Annotated in this window: 21 protein-coding genes; 8 read left to right on the top strand and 13 right to left on the bottom strand. The window is 62.5% G+C overall.

Annotated elements, in window-relative coordinates; genetic code table 11:
• Positions 1-210 precede the first annotated feature (210 nt).
• Positions 211-2,046 (top strand): M3 family metallopeptidase, encoded by a 1,836-nt coding sequence (locus RQH14_RS09205; RefSeq protein ID WP_311213072.1) that lies wholly within the window; start codon positions 211-213, stop codon positions 2,044-2,046.
• 57 nt (positions 2,047-2,103) lie between these two features.
• On the opposite strand, the gene pdxS is transcribed toward RQH14_RS09205, so the two are convergent.
• The 7 genes from pdxS to RQH14_RS09240 form a co-directional block, all read right to left on the bottom strand.
• Positions 2,104-3,030 carry a pyridoxal 5'-phosphate synthase lyase subunit PdxS gene (gene pdxS, locus RQH14_RS09210; protein ID WP_311212973.1) on the bottom strand — a complete coding sequence of 309 codons (927 nt, stop codon included), beginning with the start codon at positions 3,028-3,030 and terminating at the stop codon, positions 2,104-2,106.
• 255 nt (positions 3,031-3,285) lie between these two features.
• The gene (pgsA, locus tag RQH14_RS09215) at positions 3,286-3,915 is read right to left on the bottom strand and encodes a phosphatidylinositol phosphate synthase (protein WP_311212974.1); all 630 of its coding nucleotides are present in this window, start codon (positions 3,913-3,915) and stop codon (positions 3,286-3,288) included.
• A complete protein-coding gene (locus RQH14_RS09220) occupies positions 3,905-4,498 on the bottom strand; it encodes an HIT domain-containing protein (protein WP_311212975.1) in 594 nt (197 codons plus the stop codon). The genes pgsA and RQH14_RS09220 overlap by 11 nt, the downstream gene beginning before the upstream one ends.
• A gap of 19 nt (positions 4,499-4,517) precedes the next feature.
• Positions 4,518-6,527 (bottom strand): threonine--tRNA ligase, encoded by a 2,010-nt coding sequence (gene thrS / locus RQH14_RS09225; protein WP_311212976.1) that lies wholly within the window; start codon positions 6,525-6,527, stop codon positions 4,518-4,520.
• Positions 6,528-6,658: 131 nt separating this feature from the next.
• Positions 6,659-10,159, bottom strand: coding sequence for a DNA polymerase III subunit alpha (locus RQH14_RS09230; protein ID WP_311212977.1), 3,501 nt, complete (start codon positions 10,157-10,159; stop codon positions 6,659-6,661).
• A gap of 4 nt (positions 10,160-10,163) precedes the next feature.
• Positions 10,164-10,508, bottom strand: coding sequence for a DUF6504 family protein (locus RQH14_RS09235; protein WP_311212978.1), 345 nt, complete (start codon positions 10,506-10,508; stop codon positions 10,164-10,166).
• Between the two features lie 80 nt (positions 10,509-10,588).
• Positions 10,589-11,650: an FAD-dependent monooxygenase gene (locus RQH14_RS09240; protein ID WP_311212979.1), complete on the bottom strand. Its 1,062-nt coding sequence runs from the start codon at positions 11,648-11,650 to the stop codon at positions 10,589-10,591.
• Positions 11,651-11,700: 50 nt separating this feature from the next.
• On the opposite strand from RQH14_RS09240, the gene RQH14_RS09245 reads away from it, so the two are divergent.
• The gene (locus RQH14_RS09245) at positions 11,701-12,237 is read left to right on the top strand and encodes a TetR family transcriptional regulator (RefSeq protein WP_311212980.1); all 537 of its coding nucleotides are present in this window, start codon (positions 11,701-11,703) and stop codon (positions 12,235-12,237) included.
• Positions 12,238-12,283: 46 nt separating this feature from the next.
• Positions 12,284-12,673 carry a hypothetical protein gene (locus RQH14_RS09250; protein WP_311212981.1) on the top strand — a complete coding sequence of 130 codons (390 nt, stop codon included), beginning with the start codon at positions 12,284-12,286 and terminating at the stop codon, positions 12,671-12,673.
• Between the two features lie 2 nt (positions 12,674-12,675).
• Here RQH14_RS09250 and RQH14_RS09255 read toward each other — a convergent pair whose 3' ends face one another.
• Positions 12,676-13,440, bottom strand: a complete 765-nt coding sequence (locus RQH14_RS09255; RefSeq protein WP_311212982.1) for an SOS response-associated peptidase — start codon at positions 13,438-13,440, stop codon at positions 12,676-12,678.
• Positions 13,441-13,587: 147 nt separating this feature from the next.
• Between RQH14_RS09255 and RQH14_RS09260 the strand changes: the two genes are divergently transcribed.
• The 3 genes from RQH14_RS09260 to RQH14_RS09270 all read left to right on the top strand — a co-directional run bounded on the left by RQH14_RS09260 (position 13,588) and on the right by RQH14_RS09270 (position 15,706).
• Positions 13,588-13,848 (top strand): mycoredoxin, encoded by a 261-nt coding sequence (locus RQH14_RS09260; protein WP_024816868.1) that lies wholly within the window; start codon positions 13,588-13,590, stop codon positions 13,846-13,848.
• A 143-nt stretch (positions 13,849-13,991) separates the two neighbouring features.
• The gene (locus RQH14_RS09265) at positions 13,992-15,077 is read left to right on the top strand and encodes an S-(hydroxymethyl)mycothiol dehydrogenase (RefSeq protein WP_311212983.1); all 1,086 of its coding nucleotides are present in this window, start codon (positions 13,992-13,994) and stop codon (positions 15,075-15,077) included.
• Positions 15,074-15,706, top strand: a complete 633-nt coding sequence (locus tag RQH14_RS09270) for an MBL fold metallo-hydrolase (protein ID WP_311212984.1) — start codon at positions 15,074-15,076, stop codon at positions 15,704-15,706. The genes RQH14_RS09265 and RQH14_RS09270 overlap by 4 nt, the downstream gene beginning before the upstream one ends.
• A gap of 47 nt (positions 15,707-15,753) precedes the next feature.
• On the opposite strand, the gene RQH14_RS09275 is transcribed toward RQH14_RS09270, so the two are convergent.
• Genes RQH14_RS09275 through RQH14_RS09285 form a run of 3 tightly spaced genes read right to left on the bottom strand, consistent with a single transcriptional unit; the run spans position 15,754 to position 17,823 of the window.
• The gene (locus RQH14_RS09275) at positions 15,754-16,500 is read right to left on the bottom strand and encodes a lipoyl protein ligase domain-containing protein (protein WP_311212985.1); all 747 of its coding nucleotides are present in this window, start codon (positions 16,498-16,500) and stop codon (positions 15,754-15,756) included.
• The gene (locus RQH14_RS09280; protein WP_311212986.1) at positions 16,500-17,303 is read right to left on the bottom strand and encodes a thioesterase family protein; all 804 of its coding nucleotides are present in this window, start codon (positions 17,301-17,303) and stop codon (positions 16,500-16,502) included. The genes RQH14_RS09275 and RQH14_RS09280 overlap by 1 nt, the downstream gene beginning before the upstream one ends.
• Before the next feature lie 31 nt (positions 17,304-17,334).
• Entirely contained in the window at positions 17,335-17,823 is a 489-nt protein-coding gene (locus RQH14_RS09285; protein ID WP_311212987.1) for a VTT domain-containing protein, read from the bottom strand.
• Positions 17,824-17,903: 80 nt separating this feature from the next.
• On the opposite strand from RQH14_RS09285, the gene RQH14_RS09290 reads away from it, so the two are divergent.
• On the top strand, positions 17,904-18,857 hold the full coding sequence (locus RQH14_RS09290) for a hypothetical protein (protein ID WP_311212988.1): 954 nt from the start codon (positions 17,904-17,906) through the stop codon (positions 18,855-18,857).
• On the opposite strand, the gene RQH14_RS09295 is transcribed toward RQH14_RS09290, so the two are convergent.
• A complete protein-coding gene (locus RQH14_RS09295) occupies positions 18,854-20,356 on the bottom strand; it encodes an FAD-dependent oxidoreductase (RefSeq protein ID WP_311212989.1) in 1,503 nt (500 codons plus the stop codon). The two genes, RQH14_RS09290 and RQH14_RS09295, sit on opposite strands and share 4 nt — an antisense overlap.
• Before the next feature lie 67 nt (positions 20,357-20,423).
• Entirely contained in the window at positions 20,424-20,915 is a 492-nt protein-coding gene (locus RQH14_RS09300; RefSeq protein WP_311212990.1) for a DNA alkylation repair protein, read from the bottom strand.
• A gap of 60 nt (positions 20,916-20,975) precedes the next feature.
• Between RQH14_RS09300 and RQH14_RS09305 the strand changes: the two genes are divergently transcribed.
• Entirely contained in the window at positions 20,976-22,064 is a 1,089-nt protein-coding gene (locus RQH14_RS09305; RefSeq protein ID WP_311212991.1) for a PDDEXK nuclease domain-containing protein, read from the top strand.
• Positions 22,065-22,077 lie beyond the last annotated feature (13 nt).

The following is a 22,077-nucleotide window of genomic DNA, read 5'->3' on the forward strand; positions in this document are numbered from 1 at the left end:
TGAGGACACGATTCTTACGTGAAAGAGTCACTTCATGACTAACCCCTCCTGAGCCCCAGCCCCCTGCCGTATGGACTTCCGGCGTTCGCCGGCCTCACCCCCGGGCACTACGCCGAGGCTGTCGACACCGGTTTGGCCGGGCACCTGCAGGAAATTCAAGCCATTACGGACAATCCCGAACCGGCAACGTTCCAGAATACGGCCGTGGCCATGGAACGCTCCGGGCGCCTTCTGGACAGGGCGGCTGCAGCATTTTTCACCGTGGTTTCGGCCGATGCCTCTGATGACATCAAGGCACTGGAGACAGAGTTGTCACCCAAGTTCTCGGCGCACCAGGACGCCGTGTACATGAACCGGGCCCTGTACGAACGGTTCGCCGCGATCGATGCCTCCGATCTCGACCCCGAGTCCTCCCGCCTGGTGGAGGAATACCTGAAGGAGTTCCGGCAGTCCGGCATCCAGCTTGATGCCGCTGGACAACAACGCTTGCGGGACGTCAACGCAGAACTCTCGCGGTTGGGAACGGAGTTCGGCCAGCGGGTCAAGGACGGGATGAAGTCCGCGGCGCTCTTGCTCGACGACCCCGAAGACCTGGCCGGGCTGCCTGCCGAAGATGTCACGGGGGCCGCTGAGGCGGCAAAAGCGGCCGGGCACGAAGGCAAATACCTGCTGACGCTCATCCAGCCCAGCAACCAGCCCGCCATCGCGTCGCTGGAGAACCGGTCCATCCGGCGTCGTTTGTATGAAGCGTCCCTGGCACGCGGCACCAGCGGTGGGGGCCTGGATGTGCGGGACCTCGTGTCAGCTACTGTCCGGTTGCGCGCGGAGAAGGCCGGCCTCCTGGGTTTTGCGAACTATGCCGGGCTTGTGGTGGACCAGCAGACCGCGCCAAATTTCGGCGATGTGGAGGCCATGCTTGGCCGGTTGGCCCCTGCCGCCGTTCGGAACGCCCAGTCCGAGGCCGAAGCCTTGGCCGCCTCCGCCGGGCATGACCTGGAGCCGTGGGACTGGGCCTTCTACTCCGCCCGGGTCCGCAAGCAGAAGTTTGAGGTGGACGAGCAAGCGCTGCGCCCCTACTTCAGCTTGGACAACGTCCTCTCCGGCGGCGTCTTCCATGCTGCCACCCAGTTGTACGGCATCACTTTCCATGAGCGGTCCGATCTTGATGGCTACCACCCGGATGTGCGTATCTGGGAAGTGCGCGACGAGGACGGCCACGGAATCGGACTGTTCCTGGGCGACTACTACACCCGTGCTTCGAAGCGTGGTGGCGCATGGATGAATTCGTTGGTGGAACAGTCCGGCCTGCTGGGAACAAAGGCGGTGGTGATCAACAACCTCAACATCACCAAACCTGCTCCCGGCGAGCCCACGCTGTTGACCCTCGACGAGGTCCGCACTGTCTTCCATGAGTTCGGACATGCACTGCACGGGCTGTTTTCCGAGGTCACCTACCCGCGGTTCTCCGGCACCTCCGTTCCCCGGGACTTTGTGGAGTATCCGTCGCAGGTCAACGAAATGTGGATCATGTGGCCCGAAGTCCTGTCCAATTACGCCCGTCATTACTCCACGGGGGAACCCCTCCCCCAGGCCACTGTGGACAAACTCAATGCCTCACTGCTGTGGGGCGAAGGGTTCGCCACCACGGAGTATCTTGCAGCTGCCCTGTTGGACCTGGCCTGGCATGTACTGGCTGAAGCGGACGTTCCGGAGGACGTCCTGGCCTTCGAGGCCACAGCCCTTGCCAGCGCCGGCGTTGCCCACCCGCTGATTCCGCCGCGGTACCGGACGGGCTACTTCCAGCACATCTTTGCCGGCGCGGGCTACGCGGCCGGCTACTACTCCTACATTTGGAGCGAAGTACTGGATGCGGACACCGTGGAATGGTTCAAGGAGAACGGCGGTCTGACAAGGGCGAACGGCGCTCACTTCCGATCCGAGCTCCTCTCACGGGGAAACAGCCGCGACCCGCTGGAGTCGTTCCGCGCGTTCCGTGGCCGGGACGCCGCACTGGAGCCCCTCCTGAAGCGCAGGGGACTGGATTAGAAACGACGGGGGCCGGTCACCTCGGAAGGTGACCGGCCGCCGTCGTACGGTTTACTTTTACCAGCCGCGCTCTGCGAGGCGGTGGGGCTGGGGGATGTCGTCGACGTTGATGCCCACCATGGCTTCGCCGAGTCCGCGGGAGACCTTGGCTATGACGTCGGGATCATCATGGAACGTGGTGGCCTTCACGACGGCGGCCGCGCGCTCTGCCGGGTTGCCGGACTTGAAGATCCCCGAGCCAACGAACACGCCGTCCGCGCCGAGCTGCATCATCATCGCAGCATCAGCCGGAGTGGCGATGCCACCGGCGGTGAACAACACCACGGGGAGCTTGCCGGTGGCGGCAACTTCCTTGACCAGCTCATACGGGGCCTGCAGTTCCTTGGCCGCAACGTAGAGCTCGTCCTCGGGAAGGGCGGCGAGCTTGGCGATCTCCGAACGGATCTTACGCATGTGCCCGGTGGCGTTGGAAACATCCCCGGTGCCGGCCTCGCCCTTGGAACGGATCATCGCCGCGCCCTCGTTGATGCGGCGCAGGGCCTCACCGAGGTTGGTGGCGCCACAGACGAAGGGAACGGTGAAGTTCCACTTGTCGATGTGGTTGATGTAGTCGGCCGGGGTCAGGACCTCGGACTCGTCGATGTAGTCGACGCCGAGGGACTGCAGGATCTGGGCTTCGACGAAGTGGCCGATGCGGGCCTTGGCCATGACCGGGATGGACACGGCAGCGATGATCGCATCGATCATGTCCGGATCCGACATGCGGGACACGCCGCCCTGGGCGCGGATATCGGCCGGAACGCGCTCGAGCGCCATGACAGCCACGGCACCGGCATCCTCAGCGATGCGGGCCTGCTCGACGTTAACGACGTCCATGATGACGCCGCCCTTGAGCATCTCAGCCATGCCCCGCTTGACGCGGCTGCTGCCCGTGACGCTGTTCGCGGACGAACCGGCTTCGTTGCTTACATCTGGTGTAGACACAAAAACCCCTATGGGTAGATAAACGACCTTTTTGCCGGAGGCACGCGCAGCCACACGACCGCAATCAGCGCACACCGGGTTTTCAGGTCAAGGTGACCAAGTACTAGTAATAGTAGTCGCACGTTCCATGGTGGGAGTACATTCATTACCGCTTTGACGGGCAACAAAGGCCACTGTGGTAGGACAGGTGCACAACCCGCAAGGGGCGAGTCTGGTCGTATGCCAGTTCCCTGCGGACAGTCCAATTGTTAGCCGCTAGCCCGCAGCAGCTCCGTCGGCCTCGGCCATGGCCTGCCGGTGCACGGTGGACATCCGCTGGATGATGGTGACCACGCTGGCCAGTGCCAACAGGATCAGGGTCCCGAACAGCACCACAGGCGGAAGCCCCAATCCGGTCAAGCCGGTAATGAGCAGCACGGACGCCAAACGCTCGGCCCGCTCGGCGATGCCCACGCTTGCCTGGTATCCCAGTGATTCCGCTTTTGCCCTGGCATAAGAGACAACCATGCCAAGGACAAGGCAGACGACGGCGGCAGTTCCGATGGCGGGATCCTCGCCATGGGTGAAGAACCAGATGGTGATGCCAGCGAAGATCGCGCCATCGGCCAAACGGTCCAGGGTGGAATCCAGGAAGTTGCCCCAGCCGCCGCTCCTGCCTTGGAGCCGTGCCATGATGCCATCAACAACGTCGGAGAAGGCGAAGAACGCCACCACCACAGAGCCCCACCACAGGTGGCCGAGCGGATATAGCACCAAGCCGCCCAGTATTACTCCGGCCGTACCTGCCATGGTCACCGCGTCAGGTGAAACGCCGATCTTGAGGAGCCAACGGGCAAGTGGTGTGAAAAGTGAGGTGAAAAAGCCGCGCGCATGCCTATTGAGCATTCGACTCCCCCGGCCAGGCTTCGGCCACGAGCTTGCGGACTTCATCCAATGTCTGTGTGATGGCCTTGGTCTGGGCGATGATCGGGAAGAAGTTGCCATCTCCACCCCAGCGCGGGACCACGTGCTGGTGCAGATGCGCGGCGATTCCCGCTCCGCCGGTAACGCCTTGGTTCATGCCCAGGTTGAAGCCACTGGGGTTGGACACCTTCCGCAAGACCCGCATGGCGGTCTGTGTGAGGTCGGCGAACTCGGCAGTCTCTTCCACGGTGATGTCCGTGTAGTCGGGCACGTGGCGGTAGGGACAGATCAACAGGTGACCAGGGTTGTACGGGAAAAGGTTGAGGACCACATAGCAGGTCCTCCCCCGGTACACGATCAAGGATTCCTCGTCCGAACGCGTGGGTCCTACACAGAACGGGCAGTCGTCCTTGTTCTTGAATTGATCCTGCCCGCCCTTGATGTAGGCCATGCGGTGCGGAGTCCACAGGCGCTGAAATGCATCCGGCACGCCCGCCAGTCCGAAGTCATCGGTTACGTCGGCGTCGCCCGGAATCCCAGCTGCCGCGCCTGTGTTCTCCTGCACCGTTTCTGAGTCCGTTCCGTCAGCTCTCGCGGTTCTTGACGGCGTCCACAATCCTGCGGACCGCCTCGGCCACTGGCACGCCGTTGTCCTGGCTGCCGTCACGGAAGCGGAACGAGACTGCGCCAGCCTCTGCGTCCTCGCCTCCGGCAATCAGGACGAAGGGAATCTTGTCCTTGCTGGCCGTGCGGATCTTCTTGGGGAAGCGGTCCGAGGAGATGTCCACTTCCGCCCGGATGCCGGCTGCCTTGAGTTGTCCCACGACGTCGAACATGTAGTCGTTGAATGCCTCGGCCACCGGGATGCCCACCACCTGGACGGGAGCGAGCCAAGCCGGGAAAGCACCGGCGTAGTGCTCGGTGAGGACGCCCATGAAGCGTTCCACGGATCCGAACAGCGCGCGGTGGATCATGACCGGGCGCTGGCGGGTGCCGTCCGCAGCCTGGTACTCAAGCTCGAAACGTTCGGGCAGGTTGAAGTCCAGCTGGATGGTGGACATCTGCCAGGTCCTGCCGAGGGCATCCTTCGCCTGGACGGAGATCTTGGGGCCGTAGAAGGCAGCTCCACCCGGATCCGGCACCAGTTCCAGACCGGAGGCAGCAGCAACCTCGGACAAAGTGCGGGTGGCTTCCTCCCAGGCAGCATCATCACCAACGAACTTTTCTTCGTTCTTGGTAGAGAGCTCCAGGTAGAAGTCATCCAGTCCGTAGTCCTTGAGGAGGCCCAGGACGAAGTTCAGCGTAGTGGTGAGCTCGTCCTTCATCTGCTCGCGGGTGCAGTAGATGTGGGCGTCGTCCTGTGTCATGCCGCGCACGCGCGTCAGGCCGTGCACAACGCCGGACTTTTCGTAGCGGTACACCGAACCGAATTCGAACAGGCGCAGCGGAAGTTCGCGGTAGGACCGGCCACGGGAGCGGAAGATCAAGTTGTGCATGGGGCAGTTCATCGGCTTCAGGTAATAATCCTGGGCCGGCTTGCGAACGGTACCGTCTTCGTTGAATTCGGCGTCAACCTGCATGGCCGGGAACATGCCGTCCTTGTACCAGTCAAGGTGCCCGGAGACCTCGTAAAGGTGTCCCTTGGTGATGTGCGGCGTGTAGACGAACTCGTAGCCGGCATCCACGTGGCGTTGGCGGGAGTAGTCCTCCATGGCCTTGCGGATGATGCCACCCTTGGGGTGGAACACCGGAAGACCGGATCCCAGCTCGTCGGGGAAGGAAAAGAGGTCAAGTTCCACGCCAAGTTTGCGGTGGTCGCGTCGCTCGGCTTCGGCAATCCGCTCCTGATAAGCCTTGAGGGCTTCCTTGGTGGGCCAGGCGGTTCCGTAGATGCGCTGAAGCTGCTGGTTGTTCTGGTTGCCCAGCCAGTAGGCAGCGGAAGAACGGGTCAGGGCGAAGGCGTTGGAGATGATTTTGGTGTTCTGCAGGTGGGGACCGCGGCAAAGGTCGCACCAGATGCTCTCGCCACTCTTGCGATCCACATTGTCGTAAATGGTGATGTCGCCGGCGCCGACCTCAACGTTGACACCTTCCGCGGCGTCGGTTGCGTCGTTCTTCTTACCCAAGAGCTCCAATTTGTAGGGCTCGTTGGCCATCGCTTCGCGGGCTTCTTCTTCAGTGACCACACGGCGCGCGAACTTCTGGTTCTGGTTGATGATCTTCTGCATCATCTTTTCCAGAGTGCGCAGGTCCTCGGGGGTGAACGGCTCAGCGACATCGAAGTCGAAGTAGAAGCCGTCAGTGATGTACGGGCCGATGCCGAGCTTGGCGTCGGGGCGCAACTGCTGCACTGCCTGCGCCATGACGTGTGCTGTGGAATGGCGGAGGACGTTGAGTCCGTCAGGGGAATCAATGGTGACGCCTTCGACGTCTGCGCCCTCGGTGAGGACCTGGTCAAGGTCCTTCAAGACCCCATTGACACGGGCTACAACGACGTCGCGGCGCTCGAAGAAGAGTTCCGCGCCGGTAGTCCCTTCCGTCACCTTGGTCTCTTCGCCATCGACGATGAGGGTGATCTGTTGGGCATCTGACACGGGTGTCTCCTATTCATGGTTAAGGCTTCATAGCTTGTGGCGTACGGGGACCACAGCCAGCCACCGTCAATCGTATCTGCTTCCGCGGGGGCGGCCAAAGCAGCGCGCCGAGGCCAGAAGCAGCCGCCCGTTCAGCTTCCCAGACCGGTGATGGCAAGGTTCCTGGAGATGCCATGAAGGGCACCTCGATGGGTGTATTCATCCGGTGGAGCGCCTCCGGCAGGCAGGAGCTCGGTAAAGGGCAATGTTTCAGGCCGGCTCAGGTCCCAGGCTTTGGTGGCGCTGAGGCTGATGCCTTTGGGACCAGTCCGCCTGGTGGTTCCACGGATCAGCAGCAACCGGGTCCCAAACAGCAAGGGTCCGGATTCTTCCTGGGCTTCATGGAAGAAGACTGAATCCACACAACCGGTGCCGTCATCGATGCTGATGAAGACCACGCGCCTGCCGCCACGCATGGGCGGGGTCTGGGTTGCGATCCGTACCCCTGCCACCAGCACTTCAGTACCGTTGCGGAGACCGAGGAGCTTATCTGCGGTAGTGACACCCAGCTTGTCCAACAAAGGCCGGTGGCTGTCCATGAGGTGCGCGCTGACATCGACGGCCATCAGGTCAAGCTCTGCCCTGACGTTGTCCACCATGGAGGGTTCGGGAAGTTCAGGCGCCAGGTTCCTCAGCTCAACATCACCCAAAGCAAAGGACAGCTGGCCCTCAATGACGTCGGTGGCTTTTTTAGTGGGACTGCTTTGGAGTGCCTGCAGGTGTTGCACAAGGTCTGCCCGGTTGGCTTTCCCGCCGGAGTCTTTGTGGAGGGCATCAAAAGCGCCAAGTTGGGCAAGCCTCTTGATGTTGGGCTTGCTCACCCTCGCACGGGCCCGCAGGTCTGCCAGGGAATCGTAGGGCTGGCCTGCCACGATCCTTTTCAGCTCAGCCCCTGACAGCCCATAAATTCCCGTAAGGCTCAGGCGGATGCCAAGTTTGCCTTGATGGGGACCCTCCTGGATCTTTTCCACCCGGTATTCTGCATGGCTGCGGTTGATGTCCAAGGGCAGGATGGGGATGCCCAGCCTGCGCGCTTCGGCCACCAGGAGGCGCTTGGGATACATCCCGGGATCGTGTTCCCACAACCCTGCAAGGAAGGCCTCGGGATGATGGGTCTTCAGCCAAGCCGACTGGTAGGTGGGCACGGCAAAGGCAGCACCGTGAGCTTTGCAAAAGCCAAAACTGCCGAAGGCTTTAAGGGTTCCCCAGACCTTGTCCACCACCTCGGGCGCGTAATTCTTGATGGCTTCCCGGCGGAAGTAGCTCTCCACTCCCGGCTCATGTTCTTCATCTCCCAGAGCCCTGCGGAATTCATCAGCCCTTGCCAGTCCGCATCCGGTCATGACATCAAAGGTCTTCAGGATCTGCTCATGGAACACGGTAACGCCGTGGGTTTCCTGCAGAACCGGTTTCAGGTCCGCATGGGGATAGATCTCCGGAGCGAACCCGTGCCGGTGCTCAAGGAAGGGCCGCACCATATCTGATTTCATGGGCCCGGGCCTGAAGAGCGAGATGTCAATGATGAGGTCGTTGAATTCCCGGGGTGCCATCTTTCCAATGAGCTCCCGCTGCCCCGGGGACTCAATCTGGAAACAACCCAGTGTGTGGGTGCTGCGGATCAGCTCATAGGTGGGTTCGTCGTCGAAGGGAACTGCATTGAGATCGATCCTGCCATCGGTGCCGATATAGTCCGGACCTGTTCCTCCAGGTCCTACCTGATGCCGTCCGGCGGCCACTACTTCAGCCTTGGACGGATGAAGGCGGATGACTTCCCGGACAGCAAAAGCCATGGCACTTTGCATTCGCACACCCAGGACATCGAGCTTGAGCATTCCCATGGGATCCATGTCGTGTTTGTCGAACTGGCTCATGGGCAATCCCAACCCACTGGGCTGCACAGGGGTGCGGTCCAGGAGGGTCGCATCCCCCAAAATCACTCCACACGGATGCATGGAGATGTGCCGGGGCAGACGGTCCAACCTTTCAGTAAGGTCCACCAGGAGATCCAGCTGCTGGTTTTCTTCCAGACCTCCTTGCTCCACCCGGCCTGCAAAGGAGCGCAGTTCCGGCTTCTCTACCAGTGCTTCACGGAATTTGCGGGCTGAAAATCTCCACAATTGTTTGGCGATTTCACCGATTTCGCCGTCGTCCATTCCCAGTGCAAGGCCTGCGTCCCGGACGGCTCCCCGTGCCCTGTATCCGTTTTGCATGCTCATGAGGGTGACACGCTCTGCCCCGAAGCGGTCAAAGATCTTCCGGTAGACGTTGTGCCTTTCTGCGCTTTCAACGTCCAAATCAATGTCGGGGAGGGTTGATCGGCGGCCGGAAAGGAATCGTTCAAAAATGAGGTCGTGGCGGATCGGGTCCACCTGGCTGATATCGATCAGGTAGTTCACCAGGCTGGACGCACCGGATCCCCTCGCGGCAACCCTGACGCCCATATCAAGGATCATCCTGGATACCTCGGCAACGGTGAGGAAGTAGGATGCAAAACCCAGCCGGGCAATGATGCCGAGCTCATGCTCCAACCGCGAGCGCAGCTGCCTTTCTGCTTCTCCTGTGATGCCCGGGAACCTTCTGGTGACGCCGGACTGGCAGCGCTGGGTGAGTTCCACCATGGGGTCGGCGTCGATGCCGATGATGGAGGCTTCGGGAACCACGGGCTTCTTCCACCCCATGTCCAAAATGGGGTCGATGCGGCATTTGTCGGCGAGCGCTTCGGTGTTGGTGAGCAGTTTGTGGAGGTCCGCTTTTCCTTGCCCGGCTGCGGTCATGATTTCTTTGCCGAGTTGGAGCATGTGGTGTGCGTTTTTCAGCCAGCCCTGGCCTGTTGGTTGGAGCATGGGCGCTGCCGAGAGTTCGGGGAGGGATTTGAGGGTGCGGGCTGAGTCCAGGACGTCCGCGGTGGCGGCGCCGTCTTGGGCGCAGTAGCGCACGGCGTTGCTGAGGACGGCCGGGATGTTGTATTCGAGTGCGAGCTTGAGCATGCGCACGGCGTGTGAGGTGCTGAGTGGTTCTCCCGGGGCGCTGAGGTGGGTGACGACTTCGGCGACGATGGTGCCGGGCGGCATGGCGTCGATCCATTGTTTGAAGAGCGTTCTTGGCCTCAGGTATTTTCGGCCTCCCATGGCCTGTCCAACATCTGAGTCAGGCCCGATCATGACTGTCAGCACGGGCTTGAGGGTATGGGGGTCCAGTGTCCTTGAAGCCAGCTCGCCGCGGGTGATTGCGGCGGGTATCGTTCCCCCGGCTTTGCCTGAGGTGCGTGCGTGGGCGTCGGAGATGAGGCGGCATAGTGCCCGGTAGCCGGAGCCGTTGTTGTTGCCGTGGGCGAGGACGACGACGCGGCCCGCGACTTGGGTGCGGTGGTCGCCGTCGTCGTCGAATACAGCCAGGTCCACCCCGACGATGGGATCGATGCCGGCGTCCTTGCATGCTTTGAGGTGTTTGATGGTGCCGTACAGGCCGTCGCGGTCCGTGCAGGCGAGAGCTGTGGCGCCGTCTGCTGCAGCTGTTTGGGCTAGTTCGTCGGGCCAGGAGACGCCATAGTGAGCGCTGAAGGCCGTGGAGACGTGCAGGTGGGTGAAGCTCAAGGGTTCACGCTGCTTCTTCAGGCTCTACGGCCCTTGCCGGCGCAGCGTCATGGATGCGCAGGAGCCGCCATCGTCCGCTGCTGACATGGCGGACGAGGTCAAGGGTGATGGTGTTCGCGGCTGGGGCATCTGTCTCAACCGGTTGGAGTTGGACGCGCCATATTTCGTGGTCCACCAGTCCTGCTCCGGTTCCCAGCGGTGCGCGGCTTTCTTCCAGCCACCATTGGCGTCGCTCGTACCACCGGACGGGTTCATTGGAGACGGAGTAGTGCGTCCCTTTCCAGTGGACGGTTCGTGGCTGGCCTGTTTCCGTGCAGCCGACCTCCACGGACTCGCTGAACAGCCCCATATCCTCACCTCGTTGCACCGTATTCCCTATTCGAATGTATGTTCGAATAAATCCAGTTTACGCCGGGGTCAGGGCAAAACCTACTTCGAAGTTCCAGCCTTCTCCTTGGACCGTGCTACCCGCTTGCCTGCCTGCTTCAGCAGGGCATCACGCCAGGGCTGCATTCCTTGGGCGAGGGCTATGCTTCCCATCATTGAAGATGCCAGGCGAAGTTGCTGGGTTCGCAGTATCCGCCTTCTGCCGTAGGCGGCGAGCGCTGCTTCCACAGGCATTTCGTTGAGGAGCTTGCCCAAGGTCACGGCATCGATCAGTGCTTCGCAGGCGCCACGGCCCAGGTTGGGGGTCATGGCGTGAGCCGCATCCCCGAGCAACACCACGTTGCCCCGCGCATAGCGCCCCAGGGGTGGCGTGGTCCAAATCCGTTGGGCCAGGGAGTTTTCCGGCGTTGCCAAGGAAAGAACCTTTCCCACTGCGGGCGAGTAGCGGGCGTACCGGTTCCGTGTCAGTTCAAGTGCCTGGGCGACGTCTACTTTCTCCGGGCCGAGGTCCGAACGGAAGGAGGCGTACCAGTTGGTTCCGCTGACGGCGGGCGCCAATCCAAAGATCTCTCCGCGTCCCCAGTACTCGCCAATGTCTTCTGCGGATGGAGTTGCTGGAATGACTCCACGGACGGCGAGGAACGGCGTGGGCTTGGCGGCGCTGCGCGATCCCCAGGAGGCCTGCCGAACCATGCTGTTGACCCCATCCGCCCCCACGGTAAGCCATGCGTTGCCCGGGAGCCGATCCACTCGCCCGGCTACCCTTTCGACCGTTTCCGGGACGGCGGAATCCAACAACTTCAACAGTTCCGGCCGTGACACCCCAAGGAGGCCATCCCCTTCCATGGACAGCATGGGTTCGCCTGAGGGGCTGCGGAGCGCTCCGGTCTTGATGATGGCTCCCCTGCTCCGGGCGGCTCCCAAAATCCCCAGTTCAGACAGGGCGTTCCGGGCTTCCCTCCACATGGCCAAGGTTGTTCCTACCGTGGGCAGTTCCGGCCGTTGCTCGTACACAGTGACATCGAACCGGCCGGGGTCCAGCCGTCCTGCGAGCGCTAGGCCGGCGATTCCGCCGCCGAAAATGTCCACTTTTTCCATGGCCACACTGTACTACTACATTTGTAGTGGCGATAGGGGTTGGCTAGACTTTCGCCATGCCGGACCGCCGAACAGAACTTGCCGACGCCGCCCTCGCCGTCGTTGCGGCGAAAGGCCTCAAAGGACTTACCCATCGGGCTGTCGATGCCCAAGCCGGCGTGGCCGTCGGAACCACCTCGAACTATTTCCGCAACCGCGCCGCTCTGGTCAGTGCCGCCGTCGACCGCGTCGAAGAGCGGGACACGCTCCTCCTCCAGCAAGGCGGATGGGAGACGCCGACGTCGGTGGCGGCCTTGGCGGAACAACTCACCGGCGCCCTCATGGGACTGGCGCTGGAAAATGCCGACCTCACCCGGGCGAGGTTCGCCTTCGCCCTGGACCAGCCGGAGGTCGTAGCGGCCGGCCACGAGCGGATGCTCGCCGGACTGGCCCACATCCTGGGCTTTCTGAACGTGCCGGACGCCAGGGCGCGGGCCGAGTCGGTAGCCGACTACGGCGACGGCCTTGCCATGCACCTTCTGACCGCCCGCAAAGGCCAGGACATCGACAGGGCATCGGTGGCGCGGAACATCCAGCGCCTGTTGGAAGGATGAAAGTCAAGGGGTGGACGGCAGCGGGTCCACAGAGCAGGATTGTGGCATGAGTACCAATGACGCACTCCTGAAGCAGGTCAACATCACGGCATCAGACGACAACCTGGTGGCAAGGTTTGAAATCGATGGGAACATACCAGGCTCCGGCGCTTACGTCGTGGGCCTTGTTGCTGCCAGTGAGGACTACTCCTCGCAACGCAGGCTCGGCATCGAATTCATGAACGGAGAGGCGATCTCGTTCTACTCCTTCAACCACTCCTTGAGCGCCGAGGAAAATTACGACATCAAGGGCGTTGAGCACTCCGGCAACGTCATCACCGGAAACTTCCCGATGTCGGCCATCCACGGGCTCAGCAAAGGCCATGTGATGACGGGATTCAGCGAAGCGGACGGCCGGGAGTTCCAATCCGGCGTCCCGGTGAACGAAGCCCTCTGAGCTCAGAAGAGTCCTTCCACCGGCTCAATGAGCTCCGGTGAGTTATTGCGGACGTTCCCCACGGCGCTGCCCACAGGATCCAACGTCCACCCGGACGCAGCGTCGTGCGCCTTGGAACGGACCATGTCCACCAGTCCCGCAGCGTCCTTCTCCCGCGGATCCAGCCAGGCTTCCATAGTCTCTGTGTCCATGGGCAGCGGCACGCGGTCGTGGAGGGCCGTGAGCTCGTCAAATACCGAAGCACTGCGTCGTGTCCGGGCAGATTCAGCCGTAGGGGTGTCCGCCGTCAGGATGGACATGGACAGCAGCCAGCGCCCGGGATCGTCATCTGCCGCCGACTGGTCCCGCCACCACTCATACAAACCGGCAAAGACCAGGCCCTCGCCATCTCCCGGGTGGACGTAATACGGCTGCTTGTTCTTCCCCTCACCCTTTTTCCACTCGTAGTAGCCATCGGCCGGAACTGCGCAACGCCGGGCAACAGCAGCCTTCTTGAAGGAAGGTTTCTCCAAAAGGGTCTCGCTGCGGGCATTGATCAACCGTGCGCCACCCTTGGGATCCTTGGCCCACGATGGCACCAGGCCCCACTTGGCAACATGGAGCTGCCGCTTCAGGTTGTCATCGACAAGCCTCTCCAACACGATCGGAACAGCATCGGTGGGTGCTACATTCCACGACTTTTCGAGGGCAACCTCGTTCTCTAGCTCAGCGCCGAAATCGGCGAGCAGATCCCCCACCGCACGGGCCATTACATAACGTCCACACATGCCAACAGTCTGCCCTTTCCTCCCACATCGCACCAGCGCACGCGTGTGACGTAACCCGTTAGGCGGCCGCACGGGAATTATCAGGGGGCGGGTTACCGTTGATACCGACGAATCATCCGTGCAACCACCATTACTGAGGAGAGCTCTGTGGACTTCACTCCCGACTCCGGCACCATCACCATGTTCTCGACTACCTGGTGCGGTTACTGCAACCGACTGAAGAAGCAGCTGGACGCCAAGGGCATCGGCTACACCGAGATCAACATTGAAGAAGTGGATGGCACTGCCGAACTCGTCGAGCAGCTTAACGGAGGAAACCGCACCGTCCCCACCGTCCTCTTCCCCGACGGAACCGCAGCAACCAACCCCTCCGCTTCCGAGGTTGAGAAGCGCCTGGTCGCCGCATAACCGCTGGCTCCACGCGTAACCGCCCCAGGGCCCGCACGGAACAATCCACACGCTGTCTGCCACCTGTGATAGACAGATTGGGAATCCGTAGCGGGCCTTGCTGCATTTAAGGGCCCCTCCCCGAGCCCGAAGGAAACATCTCCATGGTCCACACAGTCAAAGGTGTCGTCGTCCGCTCCAAAGGCGCACCCGCAACCCTGGAAACCATCCTGGTTCCCGAACCCGGTCCCGGCGAAGCCCTGGTGGACATCCTCACCAGCGGTGTCTGCCACACCGACCTCCACTACAAACTCGGTGGCATCAGCGACGACTTCCCGTTCCTGCTCGGCCATGAAGCCACCGGCGTGGTCAGCGCCGTGGGCCCCGACGTCACCGATGTCGCCCCCGGCGACCGCGTGGTCCTCAACTGGCGTGCAGTCTGCGGCAACTGCCGGGCCTGCAACCGCGGGCAAGCCCAGTACTGCTTCAACACCCACAATGCCACCCAGAAAATGACCCTCGAAGACGGCACGGAACTCTCACCTGCCTTGGGCATCGGTGCGTTCATTGAAAAAACCCTGGTCGCCGCCGGTCAGTGCACCAAGGTAGACCCCGACGCCGATGCCGCCGCCGTCGGGCTGCTCGGCTGCGGCGTCATGGCAGGTTTGGGCGCGGCACTGAACACCGGCGGCGTCAAACGCGGCGACTCGGTAGCCGTCATTGGCTGCGGCGGAGTGGGCGTAGCAGCCATAGCCGGTGCCGCGCTCGCAGGCGCCACCACCATCATCGCCGTGGACATCGACGCAAAGAAGCTCCAGCGCGCCAAGGACCTCGGCGCAACCCACACCGTGGATTCCTCCGCGGGCGACCCCGTCGAAGAAATCCGCGCCCTGACAGGCGGCTTCGGCGCAGACGTGGTGATTGACGCCGTCGGACGTCCCGAAACCTACAAGCAGGCCTTCTACGCCCGCGACCTCGCAGGAACCGTAGTCCTGGTAGGCGTCCCCACACCGGAAATGACCCTGGAACTGCCGCTGCTGGACGTGTTCGGCCGCGGCGGATCACTCAAGTCATCCTGGTACGGCGACTGCCTTCCTTCCCGGGACTTCCCCATGCTGGTGGACCTCTACAAGCAGGGCAAGCTGGACCTCGATGCCTTCGTCACCGAACGCATCACCATCGACCAAGTGGAAGAGGCATTCGACAAAATGCACCACGGCGCCGTACTCCGATCGGTGGTTGAACTGTGAGCACCCTCACCATTGACCACGTGGTCACGTCAGGCACGTTCTCGCTCGACGGCGGCACCTGGGACGTCGACAACAACGTCTGGATTGTCGGGGACCACTCCGAATGCCTCGTCATCGACCCCGCCCACAACCCTGCCGCCATCCTGCAGGCAGTCAACGGCCGCACCGTCAAAGCCATCCTGTTGACCCACGGCCATGACGACCACATCCGCTCGGCCGGTGAATTCGCGGAGCTCGCCAAAGCACCCATCCACCTGCACCAGGACGACTGGATGCTGTGGCGGGCAGTGTTCCCGGACGCTGACCCCGATGCCGCAATTGCGGACGGCGACCAGTTCACCGTTGCCGGAGCCACGCTGACGGCCATCCACACGCCCGGGCACTCACCGGGGTCCGTTTCGTTCCACTTGCCCAGCGAAGGGTCGCTCTTCAGCGGAGACACACTCTTCCAGGGCGGCCCCGGCGCTACGGGACGCTCGTACAGCGACTTCCCCACCATCATCGAGTCCATCCGAACCAAACTGCTCAGCTTGCCCGAAGAGACAGTGGTCCGCACCGGGCACGGCGACTCCACCACCATCGGAGCAGAAAAGCCGCACCTGGACGAATGGATCGCCCGCGGGCACTAACGCAGGCGAGACAGCCTCCGGGGTCTGGCGGGCTGGGACTTGCGTCCCTAGCCCGCCAAGCTCCGGAAGTCGCCGTCGACGACGTCCGCGTAACCGCGGTACGCCTCGATGACGGCATCCTCCACGGTCTGGACATCCAAGTGCGGCAGCAGGTCATTGGCGGCGCCGGCGGTTGCGGGATCCCAGTCAAGGCCCAACGCGGCGTAGCTGGCCGTCAGGACGTCACGGATAGGCTTTGAGTTTTCCACCACAATGACGGAGCTGAAGAGCCAGCCACCGGAGACTACCCGCTGGGCAGTGCCGATCAGTTTGATGCTGTGGGCGGGAAAGTCAGGGTCTTCGCCGTGGACGCTGAATTCACCAGGGCAGTATTCCCCAGGGATTTCGCCGACGGCGGCGTGGACACCAACGCTGCGAAGCGCGCCGGCCAGCAACTCACCGAACTCCGAAAACCGGGCCTTCGCCCGCACGATCGCGTCCGGATGTGGCTCAATGTGGTCAATGACCAACGTCCCCTGGTGATAGGCAGCCGCGCGTCCGCCCGCTTTCCGGATCAGGGGTTCGAACCCCAGCTCCCTGCAGGCTTCCTCCGCTGCGGGAAAGCCAGGGAGGTTCGCATCCCGTTGTCCGAACGCCACAGTTGGCTGCGGACGGTACAGGCGAAGCGAGGGGCCCAACTGCCCGCTGCGGGCTCGCTGCAACAGCTCCAAGGCAAAGTCCAGGTCTTGTGCAGCACCCATGGATTCCAGCTGACGGTAAGCAGTGAGCTGCGCCGTGGTCGCTTCTGCCCGCATCAGCTCTTCCTCAACGTCAGGATTTGCTCGGCCCTGCCGAACGGCCCGTTGATGTCGTGGAGCACTGTGGAAGTCAGGCCAATGCCGTCGGCTCCGAACGAGACTCTGTTGTCCAGGCCCAACCACTCACCGGACGGCGCCCGGTACATGTGGATCTGGAGGTCAACGTTGGGAAAAATGTAGCTGTTTTCGCCGGGAGGGACCCTGGCCGCTATGCCGTTGGCGGTATCCACCAGACCCATCAACCGTGCAAGATCCGAACTGTCGTCGTGGTCTGTCAGGGCATGCGAGGTGCGGATCCACACCTTGCCTGATCCAGGCCGGTGGCCCTCAGCCAAACGCATTTCCAAGGAGCGGATGTAGCCACCAGGCCACACACTTGCACCCTCCCACGGCTTGCATTCGTCGGGGGCCGGCATGGGCTCGTCCTCAACTGCTGCCACGGCGCTGGTATCGCTGGTCACCATGCGCCACGCGGCGGCACGGATGGCTACGCGGCCTCCAGCAGAGAGCTCGGCTTGGATGAGCTCGATGGTCCGGCCCGGCCTCAGCGTTGAGGTGGTGACCTGGAACTCGCCACCGGGAATCAGCCCCAGGATTTCATAGCTGATCCGCGCCAAGCGGACATCGTCCCGGGGCTCATGCCTTGTAAGGGCGTCGGCCATGATGCCCGACGCCGGGGCCATATGTTGCTCATGCGGATTCCACGCACCTTGGGCATGGATGGTGGACCTGTAACGGCCCTGACCCAACGACTCGTAGTAGAAATCGCCATCCGCCAGTTCCGGTAATGCAGTAGTCAACCCGAGCCTTTCGCCGATCCAGGAGTAGAACTCAGACCACTGTATCCGCAGATTTGTCCGCAGAACGACGCCTGCGGACCACCACCACCCAGATGATGACGGCGGCCAATGCAACAACCCCCAGCCCTGCTCCCACGGGCGACGCCGCCGCAACAGCAAGCCAGGCCTCCAAGGCTGCCAGCCCAATGGTGGCATACAGCAACGCCCACATGAGCGAACCGGCAATTGCTGCGGGCAGGTATCTGCGAAGCGGCATGCGGGCAGCACCCGCTGCGAGGTTGATGGCCGTCTGCAGGCCGATGGTCAGGAAGGAAAGTACGACGGCGTACGGCCCCCACCGCTGGATGAGGACTTGGGCTCGGGCTGCTTTGGGACGCTCCAGGGATCTACCGAAGCGGGTGTGGGCGAAACCGGCCACGGCACCCCGGCCGATCCAGTACGTGACGTTGACCCGGATCATGACAATCGCGAAGAGCGCCGCGAGTGCGACGCCGAAGGGCAAGCTCATGATCTGATCCACTCGACTTAGGCTACCCTAAGCAGCGGCTCATTGAGGATTCGGTCCGCTGGCCCGGGTGGAGTAAACCCTAGGATGAGTCCATGGACCTCCGCGATGCCGCCCTGGAGCTGTATGCCGTACCGCCCCGTGACTTCACCACGGAACGAACCGCCCTGGCCCTCAAAGCCAAGGATGACGGTGACAAGGACCTGGCCAAGGAGATTGCCGGCCTGCCCAAACCTGCCGCCGGCGCCTGGGCCATCAACATGCTGTCCGTCCACAAACCTGAGGTGATTGACGGCGTCGTGCGTTTTGGCATTGGTCTCAGAACAGCGCAGGAGGCGGGAGACGCAGAAGCGTTTCGTGAGCTGGGACAACAGCGGCAGGGACAGTTGACGTCGGCCGTTCACGCCGCAAAGGACCTTGCCGCCGAACTGGGGACGCCCCTCAGTGCAGCCGCTGCAGCCGACGTGGAACAAACGCTCAGGGCAGCCATGGCCGACGCCGGTGCGGCTGCTGCCGTCGGCACCGGCCGGCTGGTGCGGGGGCTCAGTGGCAGCGGCTTCGAGGAAGTGGACCTCGCGGGTGCCGTCGCTGCGGCCGCACCCGGCGACCTTGCTGACCCCGGAAACGAGGTTGCCGCGAAGCCGACGGTAAAGAAGGCATCCCCGCCCCGGACCAAAGAAGCGGCACCCAGGAAGAAGCCACCTGAAGAAGAGGCTACGTCGTTGGCGGATCGCCGGGCCGCCAAGCAACGGGCAGCGTTGAAGGAAGCGCAAAAAGAGTTCGATGCCGCAGACCAGGAGGCCGAAGAGGCCGAAGCGACGGCGTCCTCAGCCTGGGATGTCGTCAACGAACTCTCAGCCCGCCGAACACGCCTCAAAGCCGACATTGAGGACGCCAAAAAGCGCTTGTCGTCCCTGGAAGCAGAACTGATTGGCCTGACCAGGGACACTGAGGCTGCGGAATCCCTGAAAAAACGTTCCGTGAGGGAAGCGACCCAAAAACGACGCGCTGCAGACCAGGCCCAGAGGCGCGTAGACCGGCTGGGCTAGGTCTCTTTCTTGCCGACGGACTCTTTCAGGTGACGGGTTGCGGGCCCTTCCAAGCACTTGCCCTCAGGTGTGAACCGGGAGCCATGCAGCGGACAATCCCAGGACTTCTCGGCGTCGTTCCAGCTCAGGAGACCGCCCAGATGCGTGCAAGTGGCAGAAACTCTGCAGACCTTCCCCTCCACAGTGGACACGGCGGCTGGTTCACCCTTGTAAAGCCCGACGACGCCCGTCCCCTCGGGCGGGCGTGTTTCATCAGTGATGTCCGGGTTCTTCCGGACCCTGGCTTTGTCCTCGATCATCCGGCGGGCAACGTCCGCATTGTGCCGGACAGCCTGCGCCGCGCCTTTCGGCGAGGTGACGCGATGATGGATGACGGTGGCCCAGTCGGACTGGCCTCCCAGGATGTCCGAGGTGATGGATAACGCTGCCGCCACCCCGTTGCTCATCCCCCATTTGTTATAGCCCGTGCCGAAGAAGATCCGTCCGTGGCCGCGGGGAAGTTTGCCGAAGAAGGGCATCAGGTTGGTGGCCTGGTAGTCCTGGGCAGACCACGTATGGGTGACCTCGGCGCCAGGGTAGTGCTGAGTTGCCCACCCGAGCAGGTCATCCAGGTGCGACTTCGGCGACGCGGCCCGGCCACCCGAATGCCCATATCCGCCTACCAGGAGCAATTCGCCCTCGGGAGTGGGTTGAGTCCGTTGGGACCGGGTGGGTGAATCCATGGACAGATACATGCCCTGAGGAACGTCGCCCGGTACCTTCAGCGCTGCTGCATAGGACCGGTTGGGCTCAAGCTTGGCAAAGTACAGGCCACGATCCAGGATCGGAGTCCCTGTAGCCAGCACCACGGTGTCCGCTGTGAAGGTGCCCTTGGCCGTGGAGACTTCCAAGGGCTGCTCCGAACCTACGTTCTGCACCTGCATGTCCGTGACGATCATGCCGCCATGACCGCGGAGGTCCCTGGCGAGAGTTTCCAGCACATCCATGGGGTTGATCTGGACCTGGTTTTCGAGCTCCAGCGCCTCCACTACTGGGAACGGCAGGCCGGCATCACGGCTGAAGTGGACGTCCAAACCCACGTCCCGTGAAACCGCAGCCTCCTTGCGGAGCCGCTGGCCGCCGTCGTTCGTGGTTGCGAAAGTCACGGCAGTCCGGCGCTGAAACGGGGTACCTTGCTGCTCCATGTACTGCGTCAGCCACGCCTGACCGGACTTGTTTGCCTCAACGTAGGCCTGCACCACTTTCAGGGAGTACTGGCCACGCAAGGCGGACAACACGCCACCTTGCAAGAGGCTGAGTTTCCCGGTGGTGTTGCCAGTGGTCACGGCACCCAGCGTTCTGGCCTCGAAGACCACCACGCGTTGGCCTGACCGGGACAACAGCAAGGCGGCCACCATACCGGTGAGCCCGGCGCCCACCACTATGGTGTCGAAGTGCTTTTCCTCGGGGATTTGCTCGGAAGTGAAGCGCATTTCCCGGTCCAACCAGAGCGATTTCATCGATCAACCTGCCTCTCACTTCAATGGCATGTAGTGAGGGAAACGCTAGGCGGGTCGCTGGTGCTTATCAAGGGGCGGCGGGGCCCGCCACCAGAGCCGCAGCGTGCCGAAGCCCGGGGTCCGGATCAGCAGCCCAACGCTCCAGGACCCGTTCGGCGCGTTCCTTGGCGAGTCCCTGCAGTCGTGCCACCAGCGGCCTCACAACGTCTGAGGCCAAGGGATCCACCAACTCCCGGGTTCCGGCTTGCCTGATGAAACCTTCGATCCGGGTGAGGTCAGTGTTGACCAGGATGCCTGCTTTGGTTTGCAGCAGGACCACTGCGGCGAGACGCCGCTCAAAGACAGGTTCAGCCCACAACTCCGAGCTCAGGGCAGTGACGTCGTCATGGTCCAGGTTCTTGTACCGCTTGAGCGTATCCCTCACCGTTCCCCGCACGGCACCCACGGATGCGCCATACACCATCAGTGCCCCGCCCAGACGCTCACTGGCCTCTGCAGCTTTCTCCCACGTGGATTCCATCTGCAGGGTGTGGTCCATGAATTCACCGGCTTCGCTCACCCCACTATTTTGTCAGTGCCTCGCCTTAGCGTGGTCACAACAGCAATCGACAGGAGCACCATGCCGTCCCAAGAGCTCGCCACCGAAGCATCATTTCCGGGTGTCCCGGCTGCTTCGTCCATGCCCGACTGGTACCCCACTTTGCTTCACACTGTGGCCCAAGAGGTCCGCGTTGGCAGGACCCGGGCGATGGCAGCGGCCAACAGCGAGTTGTTGAATTCCTACTGGAGCATCGGCCGGCAGCTCGCCGAACGTGAATCCGCGCAGGGCTGGGGCGCCAAGGTAGTGACCCGCTTGTCTGCCGACATCCGGACCCGGTTCCCGGAAGCGAAAGGCTTCTCCCCCAGAAACCTGAGGTACATGAAGAGCTTCGCCCAGGCTTGGCCCGACTTCCCAATGTTGCAAGCACCGCTTGCAACATTGCCCTGGTACCACCAGATCGCACTGCTGGAAAAGCTCGACGACGCCGCCACGCGCCTTTGGTATGCAGCGGCGGCTGCCCAGCACGGCTGGTCCCGCAACGTGCTGACCCACCAGATTTCAACTCGGTTACACGAGCGATCGGGGCAGGCCATCACCAACTTTGCCTCCACGATGATCCCAGCCGATTCGGATCTCGCCCAGCAGGCAACCAAGGATCCCTACGTCTTTGACTTTCTGTCCATGAGTGATCGGCACACCGAACGGGACCTGGAGCTGCAGTTGGTGAAACACGTGGAGAAATTCCTGTTGGAGCTGGGCCAGGGGTTTGCCTTCGTGGGCGAGCAGGTCCGGTTGGAGATCGCCGGGGACGAGTTCTTCGCGGACCTGCTGTTCTACCACCTGAAGCTGCGCTGCTACATGGTGATCGAACTCAAGGCCGTGAAATTCGAACCCGGATTCCTGGGGCAGCTCGGAATGTACATGGCGGCGGTGGACGACCTCATGGCGCATCGCGACGACAAACCGACCATCGGATTGCTGCTGTGCAAGGAGAAGAACAGCGTGGTGGCCGAGTACGCACTGCGTGGGTTCAACGCACCCGTGGGCATCGCGGAGTGGAAAACCTCCGTTGCAGATTCGTTGCCTGACGAGTTGGTGGCAAGCTTGCCCAGTATCGAGACCTTGGAGGCCGAGTTGGCGAGTGAGGCCGCGAGGTTGCAGGGGTGACGTCTGGCGTGCC

This window comes from Arthrobacter sp. WCS2018Hpa-7 (genome assembly GCF_031843805.1).
GTDB lineage: Bacteria > Actinomycetota > Actinomycetes > Actinomycetales > Micrococcaceae > Arthrobacter.

Excerpts from the sequence above, each read along its gene's own strand:
- RQH14_RS09205 (WP_311213072.1), top strand. The coding sequence starts at position 211 with ATGGAACGCTCCGGGCGCCTTCTGGACAGGGCGGCTGCAGCATTTTTC.
- pgsA (WP_311212974.1), bottom strand. The coding sequence starts at position 3,915 with ATGCTCAATAGGCATGCGCGCGGCTTTTTCACCTCACTTTTCACACCA.
- RQH14_RS09235 (WP_311212978.1), bottom strand. The coding sequence starts at position 10,508 with ATGGGGCTGTTCAGCGAGTCCGTGGAGGTCGGCTGCACGGAAACAGGC.
- RQH14_RS09245 (WP_311212980.1), top strand. The coding sequence starts at position 11,701 with ATGCCGGACCGCCGAACAGAACTTGCCGACGCCGCCCTCGCCGTCGTT.
- RQH14_RS09250 (WP_311212981.1), top strand. The coding sequence starts at position 12,284 with ATGAGTACCAATGACGCACTCCTGAAGCAGGTCAACATCACGGCATCA.
- RQH14_RS09255 (WP_311212982.1), bottom strand. The coding sequence starts at position 13,440 with ATGTGTGGACGTTATGTAATGGCCCGTGCGGTGGGGGATCTGCTCGCC.
- RQH14_RS09265 (WP_311212983.1), top strand. The coding sequence starts at position 13,992 with ATGGTCCACACAGTCAAAGGTGTCGTCGTCCGCTCCAAAGGCGCACCC.
- RQH14_RS09275 (WP_311212985.1), bottom strand. The coding sequence starts at position 16,500 with ATGCGGGCAGAAGCGACCACGGCGCAGCTCACTGCTTACCGTCAGCTG.
- RQH14_RS09290 (WP_311212988.1), top strand. The coding sequence starts at position 17,904 with ATGGACCTCCGCGATGCCGCCCTGGAGCTGTATGCCGTACCGCCCCGT.
- RQH14_RS09295 (WP_311212989.1), bottom strand. The coding sequence starts at position 20,356 with ATGAAATCGCTCTGGTTGGACCGGGAAATGCGCTTCACTTCCGAGCAA.
- RQH14_RS09305 (WP_311212991.1), top strand. The coding sequence starts at position 20,976 with ATGCCGTCCCAAGAGCTCGCCACCGAAGCATCATTTCCGGGTGTCCCG.